The sequence below is a fragment of the Trichocoleus sp. Lan genome (genome assembly GCF_039961855.1).
GTDB lineage: Bacteria > Cyanobacteriota > Cyanobacteriia > Cyanobacteriales > FACHB-T130 > FACHB-T130.
This window is the reverse complement of record NZ_JAMPKA010000004.1, coordinates 65,602-83,433: the sequence shown is the minus strand read 5'-3', so window position 1 is coordinate 83,433 and position 17,832 is coordinate 65,602. Positions and strand designations below refer to the sequence as shown.

16 protein-coding genes are annotated in these 17,832 nt (G+C 42.7%); 15 read left to right on the top strand and 1 reads right to left on the bottom strand.

Annotated elements, in window-relative coordinates; translation table 11 throughout:
- Positions 1-41 precede the first annotated feature (41 nt).
- Entirely contained in the window at positions 42-1,517 is a 1,476-nt protein-coding gene (locus NDA03_RS04795) for a leucyl aminopeptidase (RefSeq protein ID WP_348237441.1), read from the top strand.
- A gap of 101 nt (positions 1,518-1,618) precedes the next feature.
- On the opposite strand, the gene NDA03_RS04790 is transcribed toward NDA03_RS04795, so the two are convergent.
- The gene (locus NDA03_RS04790) at positions 1,619-1,810 is read right to left on the bottom strand and encodes a hypothetical protein (protein WP_190428861.1); all 192 of its coding nucleotides are present in this window, start codon (positions 1,808-1,810) and stop codon (positions 1,619-1,621) included.
- A gap of 901 nt (positions 1,811-2,711) precedes the next feature.
- Between NDA03_RS04790 and hpsE (NDA03_RS04785) the strand changes: the two genes are divergently transcribed.
- The 14 genes from hpsE (NDA03_RS04785) (at position 2,712) to rfbC (ending at position 17,823) form a co-directional block, all read left to right on the top strand.
- The gene (gene hpsE, locus NDA03_RS04785; protein WP_190412193.1) at positions 2,712-3,740 is read left to right on the top strand and encodes a hormogonium polysaccharide biosynthesis glycosyltransferase HpsE; all 1,029 of its coding nucleotides are present in this window, start codon (positions 2,712-2,714) and stop codon (positions 3,738-3,740) included.
- 124 nt (positions 3,741-3,864) lie between these two features.
- Positions 3,865-4,842 carry a hormogonium polysaccharide biosynthesis glycosyltransferase HpsE gene (gene hpsE, locus NDA03_RS04780; protein ID WP_190412194.1) on the top strand — a complete coding sequence of 326 codons (978 nt, stop codon included), beginning with the start codon at positions 3,865-3,867 and terminating at the stop codon, positions 4,840-4,842.
- Between the two features lie 185 nt (positions 4,843-5,027).
- The gene (locus NDA03_RS04775) at positions 5,028-6,197 is read left to right on the top strand and encodes a glycosyltransferase (protein ID WP_348237440.1); all 1,170 of its coding nucleotides are present in this window, start codon (positions 5,028-5,030) and stop codon (positions 6,195-6,197) included.
- Positions 6,198-6,271: 74 nt separating this feature from the next.
- A complete protein-coding gene (locus NDA03_RS04770) occupies positions 6,272-7,138 on the top strand; it encodes a glycosyltransferase (protein ID WP_348237439.1) in 867 nt (288 codons plus the stop codon).
- A 40-nt stretch (positions 7,139-7,178) separates the two neighbouring features.
- Positions 7,179-8,483 (top strand): hypothetical protein, encoded by a 1,305-nt coding sequence (locus NDA03_RS04765; RefSeq protein WP_348237438.1) that lies wholly within the window; start codon positions 7,179-7,181, stop codon positions 8,481-8,483.
- 361 nt (positions 8,484-8,844) lie between these two features.
- Positions 8,845-10,047, top strand: coding sequence for a glycosyltransferase family 87 protein (locus NDA03_RS04760; protein WP_348237437.1), 1,203 nt, complete (start codon positions 8,845-8,847; stop codon positions 10,045-10,047).
- 565 nt (positions 10,048-10,612) lie between these two features.
- Positions 10,613-11,593: a decaprenyl-phosphate phosphoribosyltransferase gene (locus tag NDA03_RS04755; protein WP_190412199.1), complete on the top strand. Its 981-nt coding sequence runs from the start codon at positions 10,613-10,615 to the stop codon at positions 11,591-11,593.
- 67 nt (positions 11,594-11,660) lie between these two features.
- On the top strand, positions 11,661-12,245 hold the full coding sequence (locus tag NDA03_RS04750; RefSeq protein WP_190412200.1) for a YqeG family HAD IIIA-type phosphatase: 585 nt from the start codon (positions 11,661-11,663) through the stop codon (positions 12,243-12,245).
- Positions 12,246-12,290: 45 nt separating this feature from the next.
- Positions 12,291-12,638 carry an SMR family transporter gene (locus tag NDA03_RS04745; RefSeq protein ID WP_190412201.1) on the top strand — a complete coding sequence of 116 codons (348 nt, stop codon included), beginning with the start codon at positions 12,291-12,293 and terminating at the stop codon, positions 12,636-12,638.
- A gap of 309 nt (positions 12,639-12,947) precedes the next feature.
- Positions 12,948-13,721: a glucose-1-phosphate cytidylyltransferase gene (rfbF, locus tag NDA03_RS04740; protein WP_190412202.1), complete on the top strand. Its 774-nt coding sequence runs from the start codon at positions 12,948-12,950 to the stop codon at positions 13,719-13,721.
- Positions 13,722-13,774: 53 nt separating this feature from the next.
- Positions 13,775-14,989, top strand: a complete 1,215-nt coding sequence (lhgO, locus tag NDA03_RS04735; RefSeq protein ID WP_190428868.1) for an L-2-hydroxyglutarate oxidase — start codon at positions 13,775-13,777, stop codon at positions 14,987-14,989.
- An 11-nt stretch (positions 14,990-15,000) separates the two neighbouring features.
- A complete protein-coding gene (locus tag NDA03_RS04730; RefSeq protein ID WP_190536454.1) occupies positions 15,001-16,050 on the top strand; it encodes an SDR family oxidoreductase in 1,050 nt (349 codons plus the stop codon).
- Positions 16,037-17,278 (top strand): class I SAM-dependent methyltransferase, encoded by a 1,242-nt coding sequence (locus NDA03_RS04725; RefSeq protein WP_190428869.1) that lies wholly within the window; start codon positions 16,037-16,039, stop codon positions 17,276-17,278. Before NDA03_RS04730 ends, NDA03_RS04725 begins: the two co-directional genes overlap by 14 nt.
- The gene (gene rfbC, locus NDA03_RS04720; protein WP_190412206.1) at positions 17,275-17,823 is read left to right on the top strand and encodes a dTDP-4-dehydrorhamnose 3,5-epimerase; all 549 of its coding nucleotides are present in this window, start codon (positions 17,275-17,277) and stop codon (positions 17,821-17,823) included. The genes NDA03_RS04725 and rfbC overlap by 4 nt, the downstream gene beginning before the upstream one ends.
- Positions 17,824-17,832 lie beyond the last annotated feature (9 nt).

Below are 17,832 nucleotides of genomic sequence, written 5' to 3'. Positions count from 1 at the left end.
GCAATACTGTTACAGGTAGTGCTTTAAGGTAAGAGCCGGGGATGGATATTCGAGCGATTGATACGCCGCGTTTGGACTGGGCTGGGGACGCTCTCGCCCTTGGTTTTTTTGAGGATGCGGTAGAGGTCACAGACGATTTAGCGGTGCTGGATGAGAAGTTTGCTGGTACGCTGAACGAACTGATTGCAGAAACAGAATTTAAGGGAAAAGAAGGGAGTAGTGCCGTCACCCGCGTGGGTGCGGGTAGCCCGGTTCGGAAAATTATTCTGGTAGGACTGGGGAAAGCAGAGGCTTTTCAACCGGATACTCTGCGGCGAATTGGTGCGGCGATCGCGCGGTTAGCGAAGAAGGAAAAGAGTAAAATCCTGGGGATTAGCCTGCCGGTGTGGAATCAGGCACCCGATGCAACGGCTGGCGCGATCGCTGAAGGGATACTGCTAGCTCTTCATCAGGATAATCGCTTTAAGTCAGAACCGGAGGATAAGGAGCCGCAGCTAGAGCGGGTGGATTTACTCGGATTGGCAGGTCAGGAAGAAGCCATTAATCGCGCTCAATTCCTATCTTCGGGGGTGATTCTGGCGCGGGAACTGGTTGCTGCACCGCCGAATGAATGCACTCCCATAACGATGGCTCAAACCGCACAAGCGATCGCTTCTAACCACAACCTCCAGTTGGAAATTCTGGAACAAGAAGAGTGCGAACAATTGGGCATGGGCGCGTTCCTCGGTGTTGCCAAAGCTTCCGATATGCCCCCTAAATTTATTCACCTCACTTACAAGCCAGAAGGAACACCCCGCCGCAAAGTGGCTATCATCGGCAAGGGTCTCACTTTCGATTCGGGTGGTCTAAACATTAAGGGCGCGGGTAGTGGCATCGAAACCATGAAAATGGACATGGGAGGTGCTGCGGCTACCCTCGGCGCAGCGAAGGCGATTGGTCAACTCAAACCAGATGTTGAAGTTCACTTTATCTCAGCCGTCACTGAGAATATGATCAGCGGTCACGCGATGCACCCAGGCGACATCCTCAAGGCATCCAATGGCAAAACGATTGAAGTGAACAACACGGATGCGGAAGGTCGATTGACTTTAGCCGATGCGCTGGTATTTGCGGAAAAGCTCGGCGTTGATGCCATTGTCGATTTAGCCACCCTGACGGGTGCTTGCGTCATTGCCCTAGGCGATGATATTGCTGGGTTGTTTACCCCCGATGACACAGTTGCTCAAGAGTTGCTGCAAGCATCGAAAAAGGCAGGGGAAAAGCTGTGGCGGATGCCGATGGAAGAGAAATACTTTGAAGGCATCAAGTCTCCGATTGCCGATCTGAAAAATACCGGCCCTCGTCCGGGTGGTTCGATTACGGCTGCCTTATTCCTAAAGCAGTTCGTCCAAGAGACACCTTGGGCGCACCTCGACATTGCCGGTCCCGTCTGGGCGGATAAAGAGAACGGTGTCAACAATTCCGGTGCTACGGGTTACGGTGTCCGCACTCTCGTTAACTGGGTCCTGAGCCACTGATATCTCAGAGACATCCCGATTATCCAAGGCTTGGTAATCGGGAATGGTGAGTTGTCGTAGGGACACAGGCATTGCCTGTGTCCCTACTTTTCCTCAATCACTCATTCGTTCCCGTCTTTTGTTTTTTGCTTTTCACCCTCAACAGCTTGTTGAACAGCAGGGCTATCGAGAATCTCTTTTGCCATATTCATAAATTTCAGGCTGTCTGGATGAACGGTGCGCTTGAGCTGCGGCACTGGTTCTGGCTGCGACTGAGATTGTTCCGGTGTAAATTTGCGGTTTTCTGAATTCATCAAATACTTGCGCGACCTACACCCCAGTTTGTTCGGGATTGAGAACTGAGCCAAGCAAGAGAATGCTCAATACTCAGCACATTTTGAGGGGAGAAGCCGCACCCTCCAACTCAAAGACATTAAAGATTTACTTTTCCAAATATTTTAACGGAACGAGCCTAATTAGGTCGTGTCTCCCGCCAGGGTGAAGTAGACGGCTTGCCGTGTCCCACGTCCAGGGATTCGCTAATTTCTGCTGTACCCTTGGAGTCGGTCACTGCTGAACCCAGACTCACTGCCAGAGGATGCCTGCGGGCTACCCCCAACACCACGAGAATTTAGGCAATTTATCTGCTCGCTCGCCACGGTGAAGTATATGGGTATACCCAAAGGCTCGATTGCCGAATCCCATTTATGTCTTATTACAGATGATATTACGTGCGCATCTCTTCTAAGATATGGACTGACGATAAAAGTCGTTTTTGGCGAGCCTTTTAATCTAACTTTATCTAAACTTCACAAGAGTCCCCACAAAACCCGGAAATTTAAAGCTTGAGTAAAGATACTTAACCCATGTGTAGATGAGTTCGTAAGTATTGGGTAAAATCTTATGAAGCTTTAAGAAAGTTTTCCGTAAAAACCCCGATCCAATGGTGTAGATTTAACCAAGATAACTGAGGTTGACTGCAACGAGAGAGCGATCGCTCAACCCAGCAACCGCTTCGCTGTCAGTCTACTTAAGTATTATCGCGGGGAAGATTTAGTAGGCCTTCTACAAAGCTCGACGTACCCCACGCCATTCAGGGGAAAGTGCAAGAGCAGTAGGTACTACTAATCTGCATCGTTTTGAAGTTGGTGTTCTCACCCAAGCTCTACTAACACAACATCGGCATCTATCTACTCAAAAAACCGGTCAAAACTTATGGTTGACGTTACAGTAGCCATTCCCACCTTTAATAGTGAAAAGCGTTTACCCGAAGTTCTCGATCGACTCAGAGAGCAGATCAACACCGAACACTTTTCGTGGGAAATTATTGTTGTTGATAACAACAGCACCGACAAAACCGCAAAAATTGTTCAAGAATATCAAGCCAACTGGTCAGAAGTTGCTCCGCTACACTACACGTTGGAAGTTGAGCAAGGAGCTGCATTTGCTCGCCAACGGGCTGTTGAAGAAGCCAGAGGCACTTTAATTGGCTTTTTAGATGATGACAATCTGCCTGACTCTAACTGGGTTGCTGCTGCTTATGCCTTCGGTCAAGCGCATCCAGAAGCGGGTGCCTACGGTAGCCAAATCCAAGGAAATTTTGAAATCGAGCCACCTGAAAATTTTAAAAAAATCGCTTGTTTCTTGGCATTAGTGGATCGAGGTGCGGAAGCCAGCCTTTACGAACCACGCAAGAAGATCCTACCTCCAGGGGCAGGATTAGTGGTTCGCAAGCAAGCTTGGCTTGCAAACGTGCCTAAGCGCCTCGTCCTCAATCACAAGGGGAGAGAAGCTAAGTTAGCCAGTGAAGATTTGGAAGCCACATTGCATATTCAGCGCGCGGGTTGGGAAATCTGGTACAATCCCGAAATGCGTGTTTACCATCAAATTCCCCGCTGGCGCTTGGAAAAAGATTACCTAATTTCTCTCATCCGTTGCGTGGGTTTAAGTCGGTATCACATACGGATGCTCGGTCTGAAGAACTGGCAAAGACCTGTAGCTTTTCCAGCTTACCTGCTCAACGATCTCCGCAGGCTAATGCTCCATCTGATTAAATATCGCGGAGACCAAAGAGATTTGATTGCGGCTTGCGAGCGGGAACTACTGTTATCTAGCTTGATTAGTCCCTTTTTCCTTTTCAAAAATAAATACTTAGAACTTGGACAAGCTAAAATATTTGGCTTGAGAGAAGACATTAATTCTTTACCGGGACTGGTAGATCGCAAAGTATCTACTGCCCCATAAGGAAGGTTGATTAAATTTAAACTTGGACTGGCGACAACAATTAGCCGTGGGGGTTGACGCTAGCTCAATCCACGGCTACTCTGAAGGCAACTTCTGAACCCCAATCAGGGCTGGGCTTGTAGATATGTCTAAGGTAGACTTTACTGTAGCAATTCGCACTTACAACGGGGAAAAGCTTCTACCAGCCGTTTTGGAGCGATTGCGATCGCAGGTAGGCACCGAGCAGATTTCTTGGGAAGTGGTTGTCGTCGATAACAATAGCACTGACAACACCGCCAAAATCATTCAAGAATATCAATCTAACTGGCCTCAAGCATATCCGCTCATGTATTACTTTGAGCCACAGCAAGGCGCAGTGTTTGCAAGACTACGCGCCATTAAGGAAGCAAGAGGTACTTTTATTGGTTTTTTGGATGATGATAATTTTCCGAACCCAAATTGGGTAGCAGCAGCCTACTCCTTCGGGAAATCTCATCCAAAAGCAGGTGCTTTTGGAGGTCAGATAAAAGGCGAATTTGAAGTTTATCCGCCAGAAAACTTTGAAAGAATTCAATCTTTTTTGGCACTGAAAGAAAGAGGTTCAAAACCTAATCTATACGACCCGGAGAATTTAAGCCTTCCTCCAGGAGCCGGATTAGTTGTCCAAAAGCAAGTGTGGCTAGACAACGTTCCCGCTCAACTTGTTCTTCAGGGACCAGTTGGGTCATCCTTGGCAGCCAAAGGAGAAGATTTTGAAGCGCTACTCTACATCGGACGCGCTGGTTGGGAAATTTGGTACAACCCCGAAATGTGTATTTATCATCAAATTCCCAAGTGGCGGTTAGAGAAAGATTACTTAATAACCCTGATTCGAGGGGTAGGCTTAAGTATTTGTCAGCTACGCATGATTAATGCTAATAATTGGCAAAAGCCAATTATTATTACCAGAATCCTTTTAGGAAACCTGCGTAGAGCCATTCTTCAACTAATTAAATATAGAGGTAAGTTGAAAACTGACCTGGTTGCTGCTTGCGAAATGGAATTTTTCTTGAGCAGTTTAGTGAGTCCATTTTATTTTTTGAAAAAAAGTATGCAAATAAAATTTCTAACGGGGAAAAATTAGTAGAAATACAAGAATTACAACTAAGTAGTTCGAGGAATTTTGTTAATTGATTTTATTAAGCTCATAACCGTTGACTTTTAATAAGGTTCAATTAATCAAACGAACGTCTATTGAACTAAACTTGACATAGACGTGCTAAGTTTCGCCTGGTTGAACTGGTTTTTCAAAGGGTAGCTGCATCAACCATGTCAATTTTCAAGAAAAAAATCAAGGTTTTGCTCTATGGAAATGTACATGGAGCTTATCGTTGCGAAAATTTGCTCAAGTTTTTGTTGGATTCTGGATACTATGTTTCCTTCGTCTATCCAGATTTTTACCTCCGAGGAAGAGGAAGACAAACCTTTTTTACTCAATTTATTCGCAAAGTTTTCTCTAAATTTTATCTTATAGAGCTTTTTGTAAAAGCTGCTTTGGCAGACGTAATCTACGTATTGCCAATGAACGCTAATTTTATTCAAAGTGCTTTGTGGGTGTCAAAAATCTTTAAAAATAAAGTGGTCATAGAACCATACATATCGATGTATGACACTTATGTAAGAAATAAAGATGACATTCAAGAAGGAAGTAAAGCAGCCAAAGAAATATTGAAGAAAGATATCCTAGCGTTTACAAAAACAGATTATATCATTCACCTGTCCGCTTATGAACTTGCTTACTGGGCAAAAGTTTTAGACGTTGAACTCGATCAAAATAAAGTTTTTATTGCTCCTTTATTTACCGAATCTAGACTAAGCCTTAAAAGACAATTTATGGGGGATGGTATCCTAAATATCTGCTGGTGGGGAACAATTCTTCCTCTACACGGAGTAGATAATATATTACAAGCCATGAAAATTTTAAAGGAAAAAGAGATACCGTTTACTTGCAATTTATTTGGTGCTTATGGATCTGGATATGCAGAACGGTTTCATGCCTACGAAAAGAAAATCAAGCAAGAGGAACTAAGCGATCGCGTTTTTCTTAGAAAAGATTTAAAGTTTTCTGATGGCTCTCTACCTAAATATTTAGTAGAAAATTGCGACCTAGCCTTAGGTGTATTTGGTAATAACGAAAGGGCGCGTAATAGTGCAACCCCCAATAAATTAGTCGAATCCCTTGCAATGGGAATACCAACCTTGAATATGAACTTTCCTGGTTTAAAAGAATTCTTCGACCCAGAAGTAGACTTTTGGACTTGCGAACCGACAGGTGAATCAATCGCTCAAACAATTCTTACGATCGTCAATGGTACAGCCCCTCCTGTGGACTGGGAACAGACTCGCCTGAAAGCGTTGAATACTTTTAGCCTAACTCGATATCAGGAGGTTGTGACTAAAGTCTTAGATAAAGTTGAAGATGACTTGCAAAGAGAATAGGTGTCAAATATATTAAGTAGCCAGTACATAAAATTACTTAATATAGATACGGGTGCGAAGCGGAAGATTGATTTATGAAGTTAAGTATTATTATTCCCTGTTTTAATGCAGCAGATACCCTTGCGATTCAACTTGAAGCATTGGCAAACCAAGACTACTTTGACTCATGGGAATTAATTATCTCCGATAACGGCTCCACTGACGATTCACTAGCAATTGTGGAACAATATAAAGAACGGTTACCCAATCTCCGCATCGTTGATTCATCTAAACAGCAAGGGCGTTCCTTTGCACGTAATACGGCTGCAAAAGCGGCGACTGGCGACGCACTGGTGTTCTGCGATGCTGACGACGAAGTGGCTCCTGGATGGGTTGCTGCTATGGGGGAAGCGCTCTCGAAGTATGAATTCGTAGCAGGTCGCCTTGAATATCAAAAGCTTAACGAGCCTTGGGTACAAAAAGTTTATACACTTAAGCAGCGAAATGAGCTTCTTGAATACAAATATCCTCCTTATCTGCCCTTTGCAGGTAGCTGCAATCTTGGTGTTAAACGCTCTCTGCATGAATCTATCGGCGGTTTTGATGAAAACATGATCCGACTGCAAGATGTAGACTATTGTTGGCGGCTCCAACTTGCCGGGATAAAACTTCACTTTGTAAAAGACGCAGTTGTTCATTACCGGCTCCGCAGCACTCTGAACGGTATGTACAAGCAGGCACGCCTGTGGGGAGAGTATGATGTTTTTCTATATAAAAAGTATCAACCCTTGGGTATGCCCCAGCTTTCATGGAAGACCAGTGGAAAAGCTTGGTTGCACTTGTTAAAGCGCCTTCCAAAAGAAGTATTCATTAAGGAAACCCGTAGTAAATGGGTAAAAGATTTGGCTTGGCGCATAGGACGTTTACAAGGTTGCGTCAAGTACCGGATTTTAGCCTTCTAAGAATTGCAATTATTGTCTGAGATACAGGACAGAATCTTAAATGTTTTCAAGAATTAGAGTTGGAACATTTCTAACCTTTTGGATACTTTACCTTTTCTCCAGTTTGTCTCTTTTTTTTACCGGAGTACTTGGAGTCAAGCGTTCCGACTTACTATTTCATTCAGATTATCATCGAGTTATTACTCAACTAACCACGTATAAAATTAATTTTTGGCGCACTCATACTCATCCTTTATTTATTCTTGTCTTTAATCCTCTAGGATTTTTACTCAAAAAAATAATTGGTTCTGGGGAAATTGTTGGCATACTATTTAGTACCTTTTTTGGAGCTGTGTGCGTTGTTTTAACCTTAGTTTTTTTCCAGAAACTGGGGTTTAAGCCTTTTCACGCCATTCTCTACTCAGCTATCTTAGGATTATCTACCTCTCATATATTTTTCAGCTCGGTTCCCGATACGTTTATTTTTGCTGCCTGTAGTCTGATTATTATTTATTTGCTGGCAGTTGCTTACCCAGGCAGCTTAATCTACATGGTTCCAGCAACTATTTTTGCGCTCGGCATGGTAATAAGTAACGTAGTGCAGGGGATTATTGCCTATTTTTTCAGCATCTATCAGGGTAGGTTTAATAAAAAAGTTTTTACAAAACTGATTATTTTCATCGGGTTAGTTTTGTCTGGTGCTATTGCTTTGAACCTCTTGCAGAAGTTGATATATCCAAGTGTCGATCTATTTTTTATTCCAGGAAGTTATTACTCTAAAGAGGGAGATTATGTAAATTTGCCCGATCAATCTAGCAGTATTTTTTCGAGAATCCTAAAATTGCTAGGATATATTTTTATATTCAATTTTATTGCCATTAAGCCGCATATATGGAGAACTATTGAAGATAACCCACCTTCTTGGGTAAAACTTAATTCTGCACCTGCACCTTGGGTGAACTTCGATCCTCCATCTATTACAGCACTTTATATACCAGGCATTATCGCTTTTTTGCTGTGGACAGTTTTACTCCTTTGGAGTCTTTATGCCTTTATTAAGTTTCGCGCCGATAAAATGCCGATAATGAGGAGTTTAATTTTTTGTATTTTATTTAATTTTTTACTACATAATATTTATGGAAAAGACTATGAGCTGTTCTTGTTTACTCCGAATTGGACTTTTTTAGTATTGAGTTGGATGGCTCTTTCTCTAAAATTCTATAGTCATGCAGAAGGGATTAGCTCAAAAGTATCAAATGCCTTGTTATTACTGTTTGTAATCACCCAACTTTTAAACAATGCACAATTCGTTGACACGTTAGTTTCCTTGTATCAACAATCAAATTTAAGCTTGAACAAAGTATAACGAGTTTCGTAGTCAAGATAGGGCATATTTAAGTATTGCGAATTTGCTGTAAGCTAGCTTGAACTGATTAAAGGAGTTAATAGGGCTAAAAAAGCGAACTAACAAAAATCTCAAATTCAAATCTAATCAAGGAGTATAGAAGAAGCATATGTATTTTTCGCTTATTTTAGTCAATTTACTGAACTATTGGCGAAGATTAAATCCTTTAACTCGAAACCTCTTGCTCTTTACGTTTGCTAATGTTGTCGTCGTTAATTTTATATTAATAACCCTGTTTTCTACAGAGTGGAAAGACCTAGGATTATCTAGAACTGAAATCTTCTTGCGGTACGGGCGAACCATCAATGATTCATGGGAACCCATGCTAGAAGCGTTCAACTATATTCAATCCGAGCATCAGCAATTATTATACTCTAAGGTTTTTTTTGAAGAACAAACAAAATTTCAGTATCCCCCTAGCTCTCTGCTAGTCTTCTATTTTCTAAAAACAAATGTAGTTGAGGAATTTCTAGGAAATATTGGATTATCCATATTTAATAATTTAAAATTTATTTCATGGAATTTTATTATTTTAACGATTTTTTTTGTTATTCAAATATTTAATTTAAGTTTAAAAAAATACAAATGGAAAGAAAACGTAGCCATATCCAGATTCGAGCGAATTGCTATCAATTTTTTCCTAGTTTGTTTAAGTTTGAGTTTTTACCCAGTAGTGAAAGCCTATACATTAGGGCAAATTCAGTGTTGGCTTAATGCTTTGTTTGCTGTGCTTTTTTGGTGTTGGATGACAGATAGGAAAAAAATCGCAGGCATTTTAGGAGGAATAATGTGCCTGATTAAGCCCCAGTATGCTCTGATTTTGATATGGGGAATTTTGCGTAAGCAATGGAGCTTTACTCTGGGATTTATCGCCACAAGCTTGCTTGGATTGATAGTTTCAATATCCTTAATCGGCTTTGCAGATCATGTTAACTACTTAAGCGTATTATCATTTATTTCCAAGCACGGCGAAACTTTTTTTACAAACCAATCAATTAATGGTGTTTTAAATAGATTGCTATTTAACGATCCCATTCTTAACTTTAATCATAATTCTTTCCCGCCCTATAACCCTTGGGTTTACTTGGGAACAGTACTAAGTTCAATCGCTTTAATTTCAGCGGCTCTATTCTTGCCAATGCTAACGAGTGAGAAAGGAAGTATCACGGATTTCTCTATTATTGCATTAACCTCTACAATTGCTTCTCCAATTGCTTGGGAACATCATTATGGGATTCTTTTGCCAATTTATGCTTTTTTACTTCCTTATTTATTAACCAAAAAAGTATTAGGAAAGTTTACGATTTATTTCCTGGCTATAAGTTATTTCTTAACCAGTAATTATTTTGCGATCGCTAAGGATTTAGCGTACAAAAAAATAGCTTTTCTCCCCTTAAACATTTTTCTGTCTTATCTACTGGCTGGCGGTTTGATGGTTTTAGTATGTCTATACATTTTAAGGGGTACGAAATATGAGATAAATGAGAGTAACGATAACCCTCAAAATAACGTAGTTATGGAGTAGTAATAATTAGTAGTGAACTGCTGCAAATAACCTTTAAAATTATCAGAGCCTACTTAACATAACTAGTTATCAACGATTGTGCAACTTACCTGCGTATTTTTCTCGGATGCTCTTACCAAATTAGGAAGTTAGGTGAGAAATTGCCTTCTTTGCCAAATCTTTATATAAAAGAATGCATATTTATGGAGTCTTGATAGTTTATTAACGATTTTTCGACTAAAATCATTACGGAATAAGCGATTAAATTTTTTCTTATTTAATCTCGGCTTAAACTGGTACATCTAGATAAAAAAGCTACTCTCTGTGAGAATTACGAGGTTATTGCATGAAAGCAGCGCTGCTTACTGGAGGACTTGGTACTTAGGAGAGTAAAGTGGGTATTAAGTCCTAAAGGCGGAAATCATTGACTACATACAGATGCATCCACAGCTTGGGAATAAAAGTCATTTAAACCGTGGTGTTGTTGACTGTAGTATTTACTACAAGCTGGGTTACTTTAAAACGAAGTTTTGCAGTGAATCTTCCTAAAAAAATTATTTCTATCAGAAAAAAGGTTTAAAAGCAAATGAAAATTCCCGGATTTCCTAGTGATAAACAAAATTCAACTAAGCTAGCTGATAATTCTATAAAATTTCCTTATATTAAAGCTTTAAGACCACGCCAGTGGACAAAAAATCTGATTGTTTTTGCAGCGCCCTTGTTTGCTTTCAGTATTAATCTGGAATCTTTGCTAGGCTCTTTACTGGCGTTTGCTTTGTTCTGTTTGACTTCGAGTAGCTTCTATCTACTCAATGACATTGCAGATGTAGAAGCTGACCGTCTACATCCAGTCAAGAGTAAGCGACCCATTGCCGCAGGCTTAGTCAGCGTACCAGTGGCGATGGTAATGGCAGTCTGTTTGCTGGGTACTGGTTTAATTGTCGGCTGGTTGCGATCGCCCTACTTGGGAGCAACCATCACCGCATACGCACTGCTGCAAATTGCCTACAACCTGCGGCTGAAGCGGACTGTGATTTTGGATATTATTGCGATCGCAATGGGTTTTGTCTTGCGAGCCTATGCAGGTGCTGCTGCAACAAACATTGTTTTATCCCCCTGGTTTCTCCTGTGTACTGCTATGCTGGCTTTGTTTCTGGGTGTGGAAAAGCGCAAAGCAGAACTGCGGCTATTGTCAATTAGAGGTGGCAAGACCCGGTCTGTACTGAAGCGCTACTCGTTGCCTCTACTCAGCCGCATGGAAAATACGGTGACAACCGGCGCAGTCATGACCTACGCGATCTGGAGTTCCGGACCTCAAGTTCGTGGAGCATCAACACCTTGGATGTTACTTACATTACCCTTTGTTTTATACGGGGTTTTTCGCTATCAGCTACTGAGCGATCCGCAAGAAATCGCTCGGAGAAGTGATATCGATGACGAAGGAGGACAAACTGAGCGTCCGGAGGAAATTTTATTAAAAGACGTGCCGATTCTCCTGACGGTACTCTCTTGGATCGTTACCAGCTTTGTCATTCTATTCCTGAAACGTCAAGGGCTAATCGAGTAATTTTTGAGTTGTTAGTCTCTGAACTTGTTGTGGCTGAACTTGTTGTGGCTGTGAGTGAAATGACCAAATGTTAAACCGAGTGTCTCTGTTCTTTTCCCGCTCTGTTAAACAAAAATCTAAAAAACCGGCTGTCAACCAGGGGCCTTACAGTTTTCCGAGAGAGGCGTACAGCTTGGCAGCCATAGAGCTTGACTGGCTAAAGCTTTGCGGAATTCAAGGGATTATTATCGATTTAGACAACACCATTGTTTCTGAAGACGATCGCTACGTGTCTCCTGGTGCCGAAGCTTGGATCGAACAGGCAAAATTACAAGGATTTCAATTTTTCATTCTCTCGAATGGCAAGCGCCGGTATCGGGTAAAAGCTTGGTCCCATCGTTTAGAGATTCCAGCAATCAACCCAGCCAAGAAACCCTTTCCTTTTGCCTTCCGTAAAGCCATCAAATATATGCGGCTTAAACCAAAACAAGTTGTCGTTATTGGTGATAGCCGTCATACAGATGTGTTAGGGGCATGGCTAAGCGGCTGTGCGAGCATCCAAGTTGCCACGCTTCCTCATCCCTTTCGATGGTGGGAAAAACTCCTGGGAAAACGAGTCCAAACACCGTGGCCTAACGACCGCGAGCTTTGGGATTTTGATTCTTTTTATTAAGCGATGGCTTAAGCAAGCTGAATATCCAAGAAAGTGTCGTTGTTTATGTTAGCTAATCTTCTATTTCCTTTTTTAATCTTGCTGACCGTTGGCTTAAATACTCTCGCACAAACATTGTTAAAATTGGGAGCCGGTCAAAATCCCTTAAATCTTTACTTGCTGGGTGGGATTTTAGTTTATGGTCTCAGTACAGTTTTCTATATTTTAGTTTTGGGGAAGTTTAATTTATCAGTTGCTTATCCAGTGGTGATTGGCTTAACGGTGGTAGCAACGACGATTGCCGGAGCAGTTATTCTCAGGGAGAAAGTTTCTCCGGTTGATTGGGTGGGAGTGGGATTGATGATCAGTGGAATTTGCGCGATCGCTTTTGGCAGATTGTCTTCAATAACATAGTTAGTATTCTATCGGCAACCTTCTAGGCTACTGCTCTAGCCTACAAGCTCGAATCGCAAAATTAGTCGATTTTGCGATTTTTTTGCTGTTTTTATGAGTTAAAAATTTAAAACTACTAGAGGATCAACTTTTTAAAGTTTTAATAAAGACCCTCTATTTGTTTACTGTATCTTTACAGATATCTCAGTATTTTCCGCTTAGAATATTTAATTAGAGAAAATTGATTTTTTCGACTAAGAATACATTTCTATTATACATGAATCTATCTAAAGGTATAGATTCATTTTCATGAAATAAAGAGGCGATCGCATGAAAGCAGTGATACTAGCTGGAGGGCTTGGAACTCGACTCACGGAAGAAACCACAATCAAACCAAAGCCGATGGTGGAAATTGGTGGACGACCTGTACTGTGGCATATTATGAAAATTTACGCAGCTTATGGAATCAACGATTTCATTATCTGCTGTGGTTATAAAGGCTACGTAATTAAGGAGTATTTTGCCAACTACTTCTTACATATGTCCGATGTCACGTTTGATATGCGGTTTAACCAAATGAATGTGCATTGTGGCTATGCCGAACCCTGGCGAGTCACGTTGGTAGATACCGGAGATCAAACGATGACCGGAGGACGCTTAAAGCGAGTTAGAGAGCATATTGGGAATCAAACCTTTTGCTTTACTTATGGAGATGGCGTAGCGAATGTCAATATTCAAGAGCTAATAGACTTTCATCGAGAGCAAAAGTGTTTAGCAACCTTGACTGCAACTCAGCCACCGGGACGTTTTGGAGCGATTTCTTTAGAACCCGATCAACATAAAATTACCACTTTTCGGGAGAAGCCTGAAGGGGATGGTGCTTGGATTAATGGGGGTTACTTTGTTCTAGAGCCGGAAGTCATTGATTATATTGAAGATGACTCGACAATTTGGGAGCAAGAACCCCTGAAAAAATTATCTCAAGATGGACATCTGGCTGCTTACAGACATCCTGGTTTTTGGCAACCAATGGATACTTTACGAGATAAGAACTACCTAGAAGAACTTTGGAAGAGTGGGAATGCTCCTTGGAAAGTTTGGTAACAAATTTTTAGGATAAACACTCATCCATTTCAGTTGCAGGGGCAAAAATTCTTATGTATGATTTTGCAATTATTGGCGGCGGGATTGTTGGACTTTCTACAGCAATGGCTTTGGGCAAACGCTATCCCTCTGCCCGTATAGTGGTGCTGGAAAAAGAGAGCCAGTGGGCGTATCATCAAACCGGCAATAATAGTGGCGTGATTCACGCTGGCATTTATTACAAACCAGGAAGTTTCAAAGCTAAATTTTGCCGAGAAGGAAGCCGCTCAATGGTAGAATTCTGCCGAGAGCATGGCATTGCACACGAAGTCTGCGGCAAAGTAATTGTGGCAACGGAGGAAAAAGAGCTGCCACGATTAGAAAGCCTCTATCAACGCGGCTTGGAAAATGGGTTAAGGATTAGCAAGATTAGTGCAGAGGAAGTCAAAGAAATTGAACCTCATGTCGCCTGTATCGCGGGTATTCGGGTGTACGCAACCGGGATTGCCGATTACAAGCAGGTGGCTCGGAAATATGCTGAGCTAGTTGAAGCCCAAGGTGGAGAACTTCGCCTCAATACCAAAGTTGAGAAAATTGTTGGAACGGGGGAGAATCAGGTACTTGAGACAAATAACGGCACGTTTGAAACGCGCTTTGTCATCAATTGTGCCGGACTGCATAGCGATCGCGTTGCCAAATTAGGAAACGTCGATCCACAAGCGAAAATCGTCCCTTTCCGGGGAGAATACTACGAACTCACGCCACAAAAACGCTATCTCGTCAAAACCCTGATTTATCCGGTTCCTAACCCAGATTTTCCCTTCCTAGGCGTTCATTTCACCCGGATGATTGATGGAAGCGTCCACGCAGGACCCAATGCTGTTCTCAGCCTCAAGCGTGAAGGCTACAAAAAGACAGACTTTAATCTGCGGGATTTTGCGGAAGTGATGACTTATCCCGGTTTCTGGAAATTGGCAGCAAAACACGCCGACGAAGGCATTCAGGAAATTATTCGTTCCTTCAGTAAAGCCGCCTTTGTGCGTAGCTTGCAAAGGCTGATTCCGGAAGTGCAGTCGGATGACCTAATTCCCACCCACGCTGGGGTTCGCGCTCAAGCTTTGATGAACGATGGCAAGTTAGTAGACGACTTTTTAATTGTTAAAGGCGATCGCTCTGTCCACGTTTGCAATGCGCCTTCCCCCGCGGCTACCTCTTCCCTGGAAATTGGCAAAGCAATCGTAGAGCAAATTCCGGAACCCCAACCCCTACAAACAACTGTTAGCGTTTAGGAATTGAACGAATGAAAGTATTAGTAACAGGAACAGAAGGCTATCTCGGCTCGTTACTCGCGCCCCTTTTGATGAAACGCGGACACGAAGTGATTGGGGTAGACACCGGCTTCTACAAAGTAGGTTGGCTGTATAACGCCACCGATTTAACTGCCAAAACCCTTAACAAAGATTTGCGGCACATCACACCAGAAGACTTAGAGGGGGTCGAGGCAATTGTTCATATGGCAGAACTTTCCAACGATCCCGCCGGACAACTCTCACCCAATATCACCTACGACATTAACCATAAAGGTTCAGTTCGCCTTGCCAATCTCGCGAAGGCAGCGGGTGTGCGGCGCTTCGTTTATATGTCTTCTTGCAGCGTCTACGGCGTAGCAACAAAGGACGATGTGACTGAAGAGTCTCCTGTCAATCCCCAAACTGCTTATGCGGAATGTAAAACCTTCGTAGAACGAGATGTTAAGCCACTCGCCGATGACGATTTTTCTCCGACCTTTCTGCGAAATGCCACCGCTTTTGGGGCATCTCCGAGAATGCGTTTTGATATTGTTTTAAACAACTTGGCGGGCTTAGCTTGGACAACGAAAGAAATCAAGATGATCAGTGACGGAACTCCCTGGCGTCCGTTGGTTCATGCCCTTGATATCTGTAAGGCAATTATCTGTACCCTAGAAGCACCTCGCGACATTGTTCACAACCAAATTTTTAACGTCGGGGACACCGCTCATAACTATCGAGTTAAAGAAATTGCGGAAATTATTGCCTCAGTCTTCCAAGGATGCCAGTTAACCTTTGGAGAAAATGGCTCGGACAACCGCAGCTATCGAGTTTCTTTCGAGAAGATTAACAAAACCCTACCGGGATTTAAGTGTGAATGGGATGCCCGACGGGGTGCCCAGCAGTTATTCGATTTGTTCAAGCAGATTGATCTGACTGAAGACATCTTCTTGTTCCGAGGTTTCACTCGCTTGAAGCAGCTAGAGTACCTGATTCGCACCCAACAAATTGATCGAGATTTTTTCTGGAGTAAGGAGTTATTAAATCATGGCGATCGCTAAGTGTCGTTTTTGCAGCAAATCCCTTGAGCATACCTTTGCCGATCTAGGGATGTCACCCATTGCCAATGACTACCTAACACCAGAACAGCTGCGTCGGGCAGAAAAAAGCTACCCACTTCATGCCTATGTTTGCGAAAGTTGCCTTTTGGTGCAGCTAGAAGAGTTTGAATCTCCCGATCATATCTTTGGGGATGGAGACTACGCTTACTTTTCTTCTTACTCAGACAGTTGGTTGCGTCATGCCAAAGCTTACACGGACTTGATGGTAGAAAGGTTTGGGTTTGACAAAAATCATCAAGTCATTGAAATTGCTAGTAATGACGGCTACCTGTTGCAGTATTTCCATGAAAAGGGAATCCCGGTTTTAGGAATCGAACCAGCGGCAAATGTAGCAAAAGTCGCAGAGGAAAAAGGAATTCCCAGCTTAGTCAAGTTCTTTGGGGTGGAAACAGCTAAGGAACTGGCAGCAGAGGGGAAGCAAGCCAATCTGTTGTTGGGCAACAACGTCCTCGCCCACGTTCCGGATGTGAATGATTTTGTAGCGGGAATGAAGATAGCCTTGAAGCCAGATGGCATCTTGACAATGGAATTTCCCCATTTGTTACAGCTGATGCAGCAAAATCAGTTTGACACAATTTATCATGAGCATTTTTCCTACTTCTCCTTCTTAACCGTCGAAAAAATCTTTGCCGCTCACGGTTTGACCTTATTTGATGTCGAAGAAATCCCGACTCACGGCGGTTCGCTGCGAATTTACGGCAAGCATGACAATGCGGCTGAGCCAGCCATGAGCGATCGCGTCAATCAATTAAAATCCAAGGAAACCCAGGCAGGCTTAGATAAGATAGACACCTATCTGACCTTTGGAGAAAAAGTCAAAGAAACCAAGCGCAAGCTACTGACTTTTTTGATTGAAGCGAAACAACAAGGGAAAGCGATCGCAGGGTATGGTGCCCCAGCCAAAGGCAATACCCTCCTAAATTATTGTGGAGTTCGCACAGACTTTGTTGATTTTACGGTAGATCGCAGCCCTCACAAGCAAGGAACCTTTCTACCCGGCACTCATATCCCCGTCCTCAACCCCGACGAAATCCGCGAAAAACAGCCTGACTACCTGCTAATTTTGCCTTGGAACCTCAAAGAGGAAATTATGCAGCAGATGGCATTTATTCGAGAGTGGGGAGGCAAATTTGTAGTCCCAATTCCAGAAGTGCAAGTTTACCTATGATATTCACCGAAACCAAACTCAAGGGTGCCTTTATTATTGACATAGAGCAACGAGAAGATAATCGAGGATTATTTGCTCGGACTTTTTGTGCCAATGAATTTGCAGATCGTGGATTAAAGCCAAACGTTGCCCAATGCAACCTATCCGTGAACTACAAAAAAGGGACGTTGCGGGGTATGCATTATCAAGCAGCCCCCGCCAGCGAAACAAAATTAGTTCGCTGTACCCGTGGTGCCATATACGATGCAATCGTCGATATGCGTCCAGAATCGCCCACGTATTTGTGTCATGTTGGCATCGAACTAACCGCTGAAAACCGACGTGCCCTGTATATTCCTGAAATGTTTGCCCACGGTTTCCAAACCCTAACCGATGACGCCGAAGTGGTATATCAGATGAGCGAGTTTTATACACCAGGGTATGAGCGCGGGCTGCACTATGACGACCCCATCCTGGGGATTGAATGGCCCTTACCCGTCAGTGAAATTTCCGAAAAAGATTTATCCTGGCCTTTGTTCAGCTCTTATGTTCTTGTCGGGGCATAATTTTTTTCT

Bases quoted from the DNA above. Each gene is read 5' to 3' on its own strand.
- hpsE (WP_190412193.1), top strand. From the start codon at position 2,712: ATGGTTGACGTTACAGTAGCCATTCCCACCTTTAATAGTGAAAAGCGT.
- NDA03_RS04760 (WP_348237437.1), top strand. From the start codon at position 8,845: ATGCTAGAAGCGTTCAACTATATTCAATCCGAGCATCAGCAATTATTA.
- rfbF (WP_190412202.1), top strand. From the start codon at position 12,948: ATGAAAGCAGTGATACTAGCTGGAGGGCTTGGAACTCGACTCACGGAA.
- lhgO (WP_190428868.1), top strand. From the start codon at position 13,775: ATGTATGATTTTGCAATTATTGGCGGCGGGATTGTTGGACTTTCTACA.
- NDA03_RS04730 (WP_190536454.1), top strand. From the start codon at position 15,001: ATGAAAGTATTAGTAACAGGAACAGAAGGCTATCTCGGCTCGTTACTC.
- NDA03_RS04725 (WP_190428869.1), top strand. From the start codon at position 16,037: ATGGCGATCGCTAAGTGTCGTTTTTGCAGCAAATCCCTTGAGCATACC.
- NDA03_RS04755 (WP_190412199.1), top strand. From the start codon at position 10,613: ATGAAAATTCCCGGATTTCCTAGTGATAAACAAAATTCAACTAAGCTA.
- hpsE (WP_190412194.1), top strand. From the start codon at position 3,865: ATGTCTAAGGTAGACTTTACTGTAGCAATTCGCACTTACAACGGGGAA.
- NDA03_RS04765 (WP_348237438.1), top strand. From the start codon at position 7,179: ATGTTTTCAAGAATTAGAGTTGGAACATTTCTAACCTTTTGGATACTT.
- NDA03_RS04750 (WP_190412200.1), top strand. From the start codon at position 11,661: ATGTTAAACCGAGTGTCTCTGTTCTTTTCCCGCTCTGTTAAACAAAAA.
- NDA03_RS04775 (WP_348237440.1), top strand. From the start codon at position 5,028: ATGTCAATTTTCAAGAAAAAAATCAAGGTTTTGCTCTATGGAAATGTA.
- NDA03_RS04795 (WP_348237441.1), top strand. From the start codon at position 42: ATGGATATTCGAGCGATTGATACGCCGCGTTTGGACTGGGCTGGGGAC.
- rfbC (WP_190412206.1), top strand. From the start codon at position 17,275: ATGATATTCACCGAAACCAAACTCAAGGGTGCCTTTATTATTGACATA.
- NDA03_RS04790 (WP_190428861.1), bottom strand. From the start codon at position 1,810: ATGAATTCAGAAAACCGCAAATTTACACCGGAACAATCTCAGTCGCAG.
- NDA03_RS04745 (WP_190412201.1), top strand. From the start codon at position 12,291: ATGTTAGCTAATCTTCTATTTCCTTTTTTAATCTTGCTGACCGTTGGC.
- NDA03_RS04770 (WP_348237439.1), top strand. From the start codon at position 6,272: ATGAAGTTAAGTATTATTATTCCCTGTTTTAATGCAGCAGATACCCTT.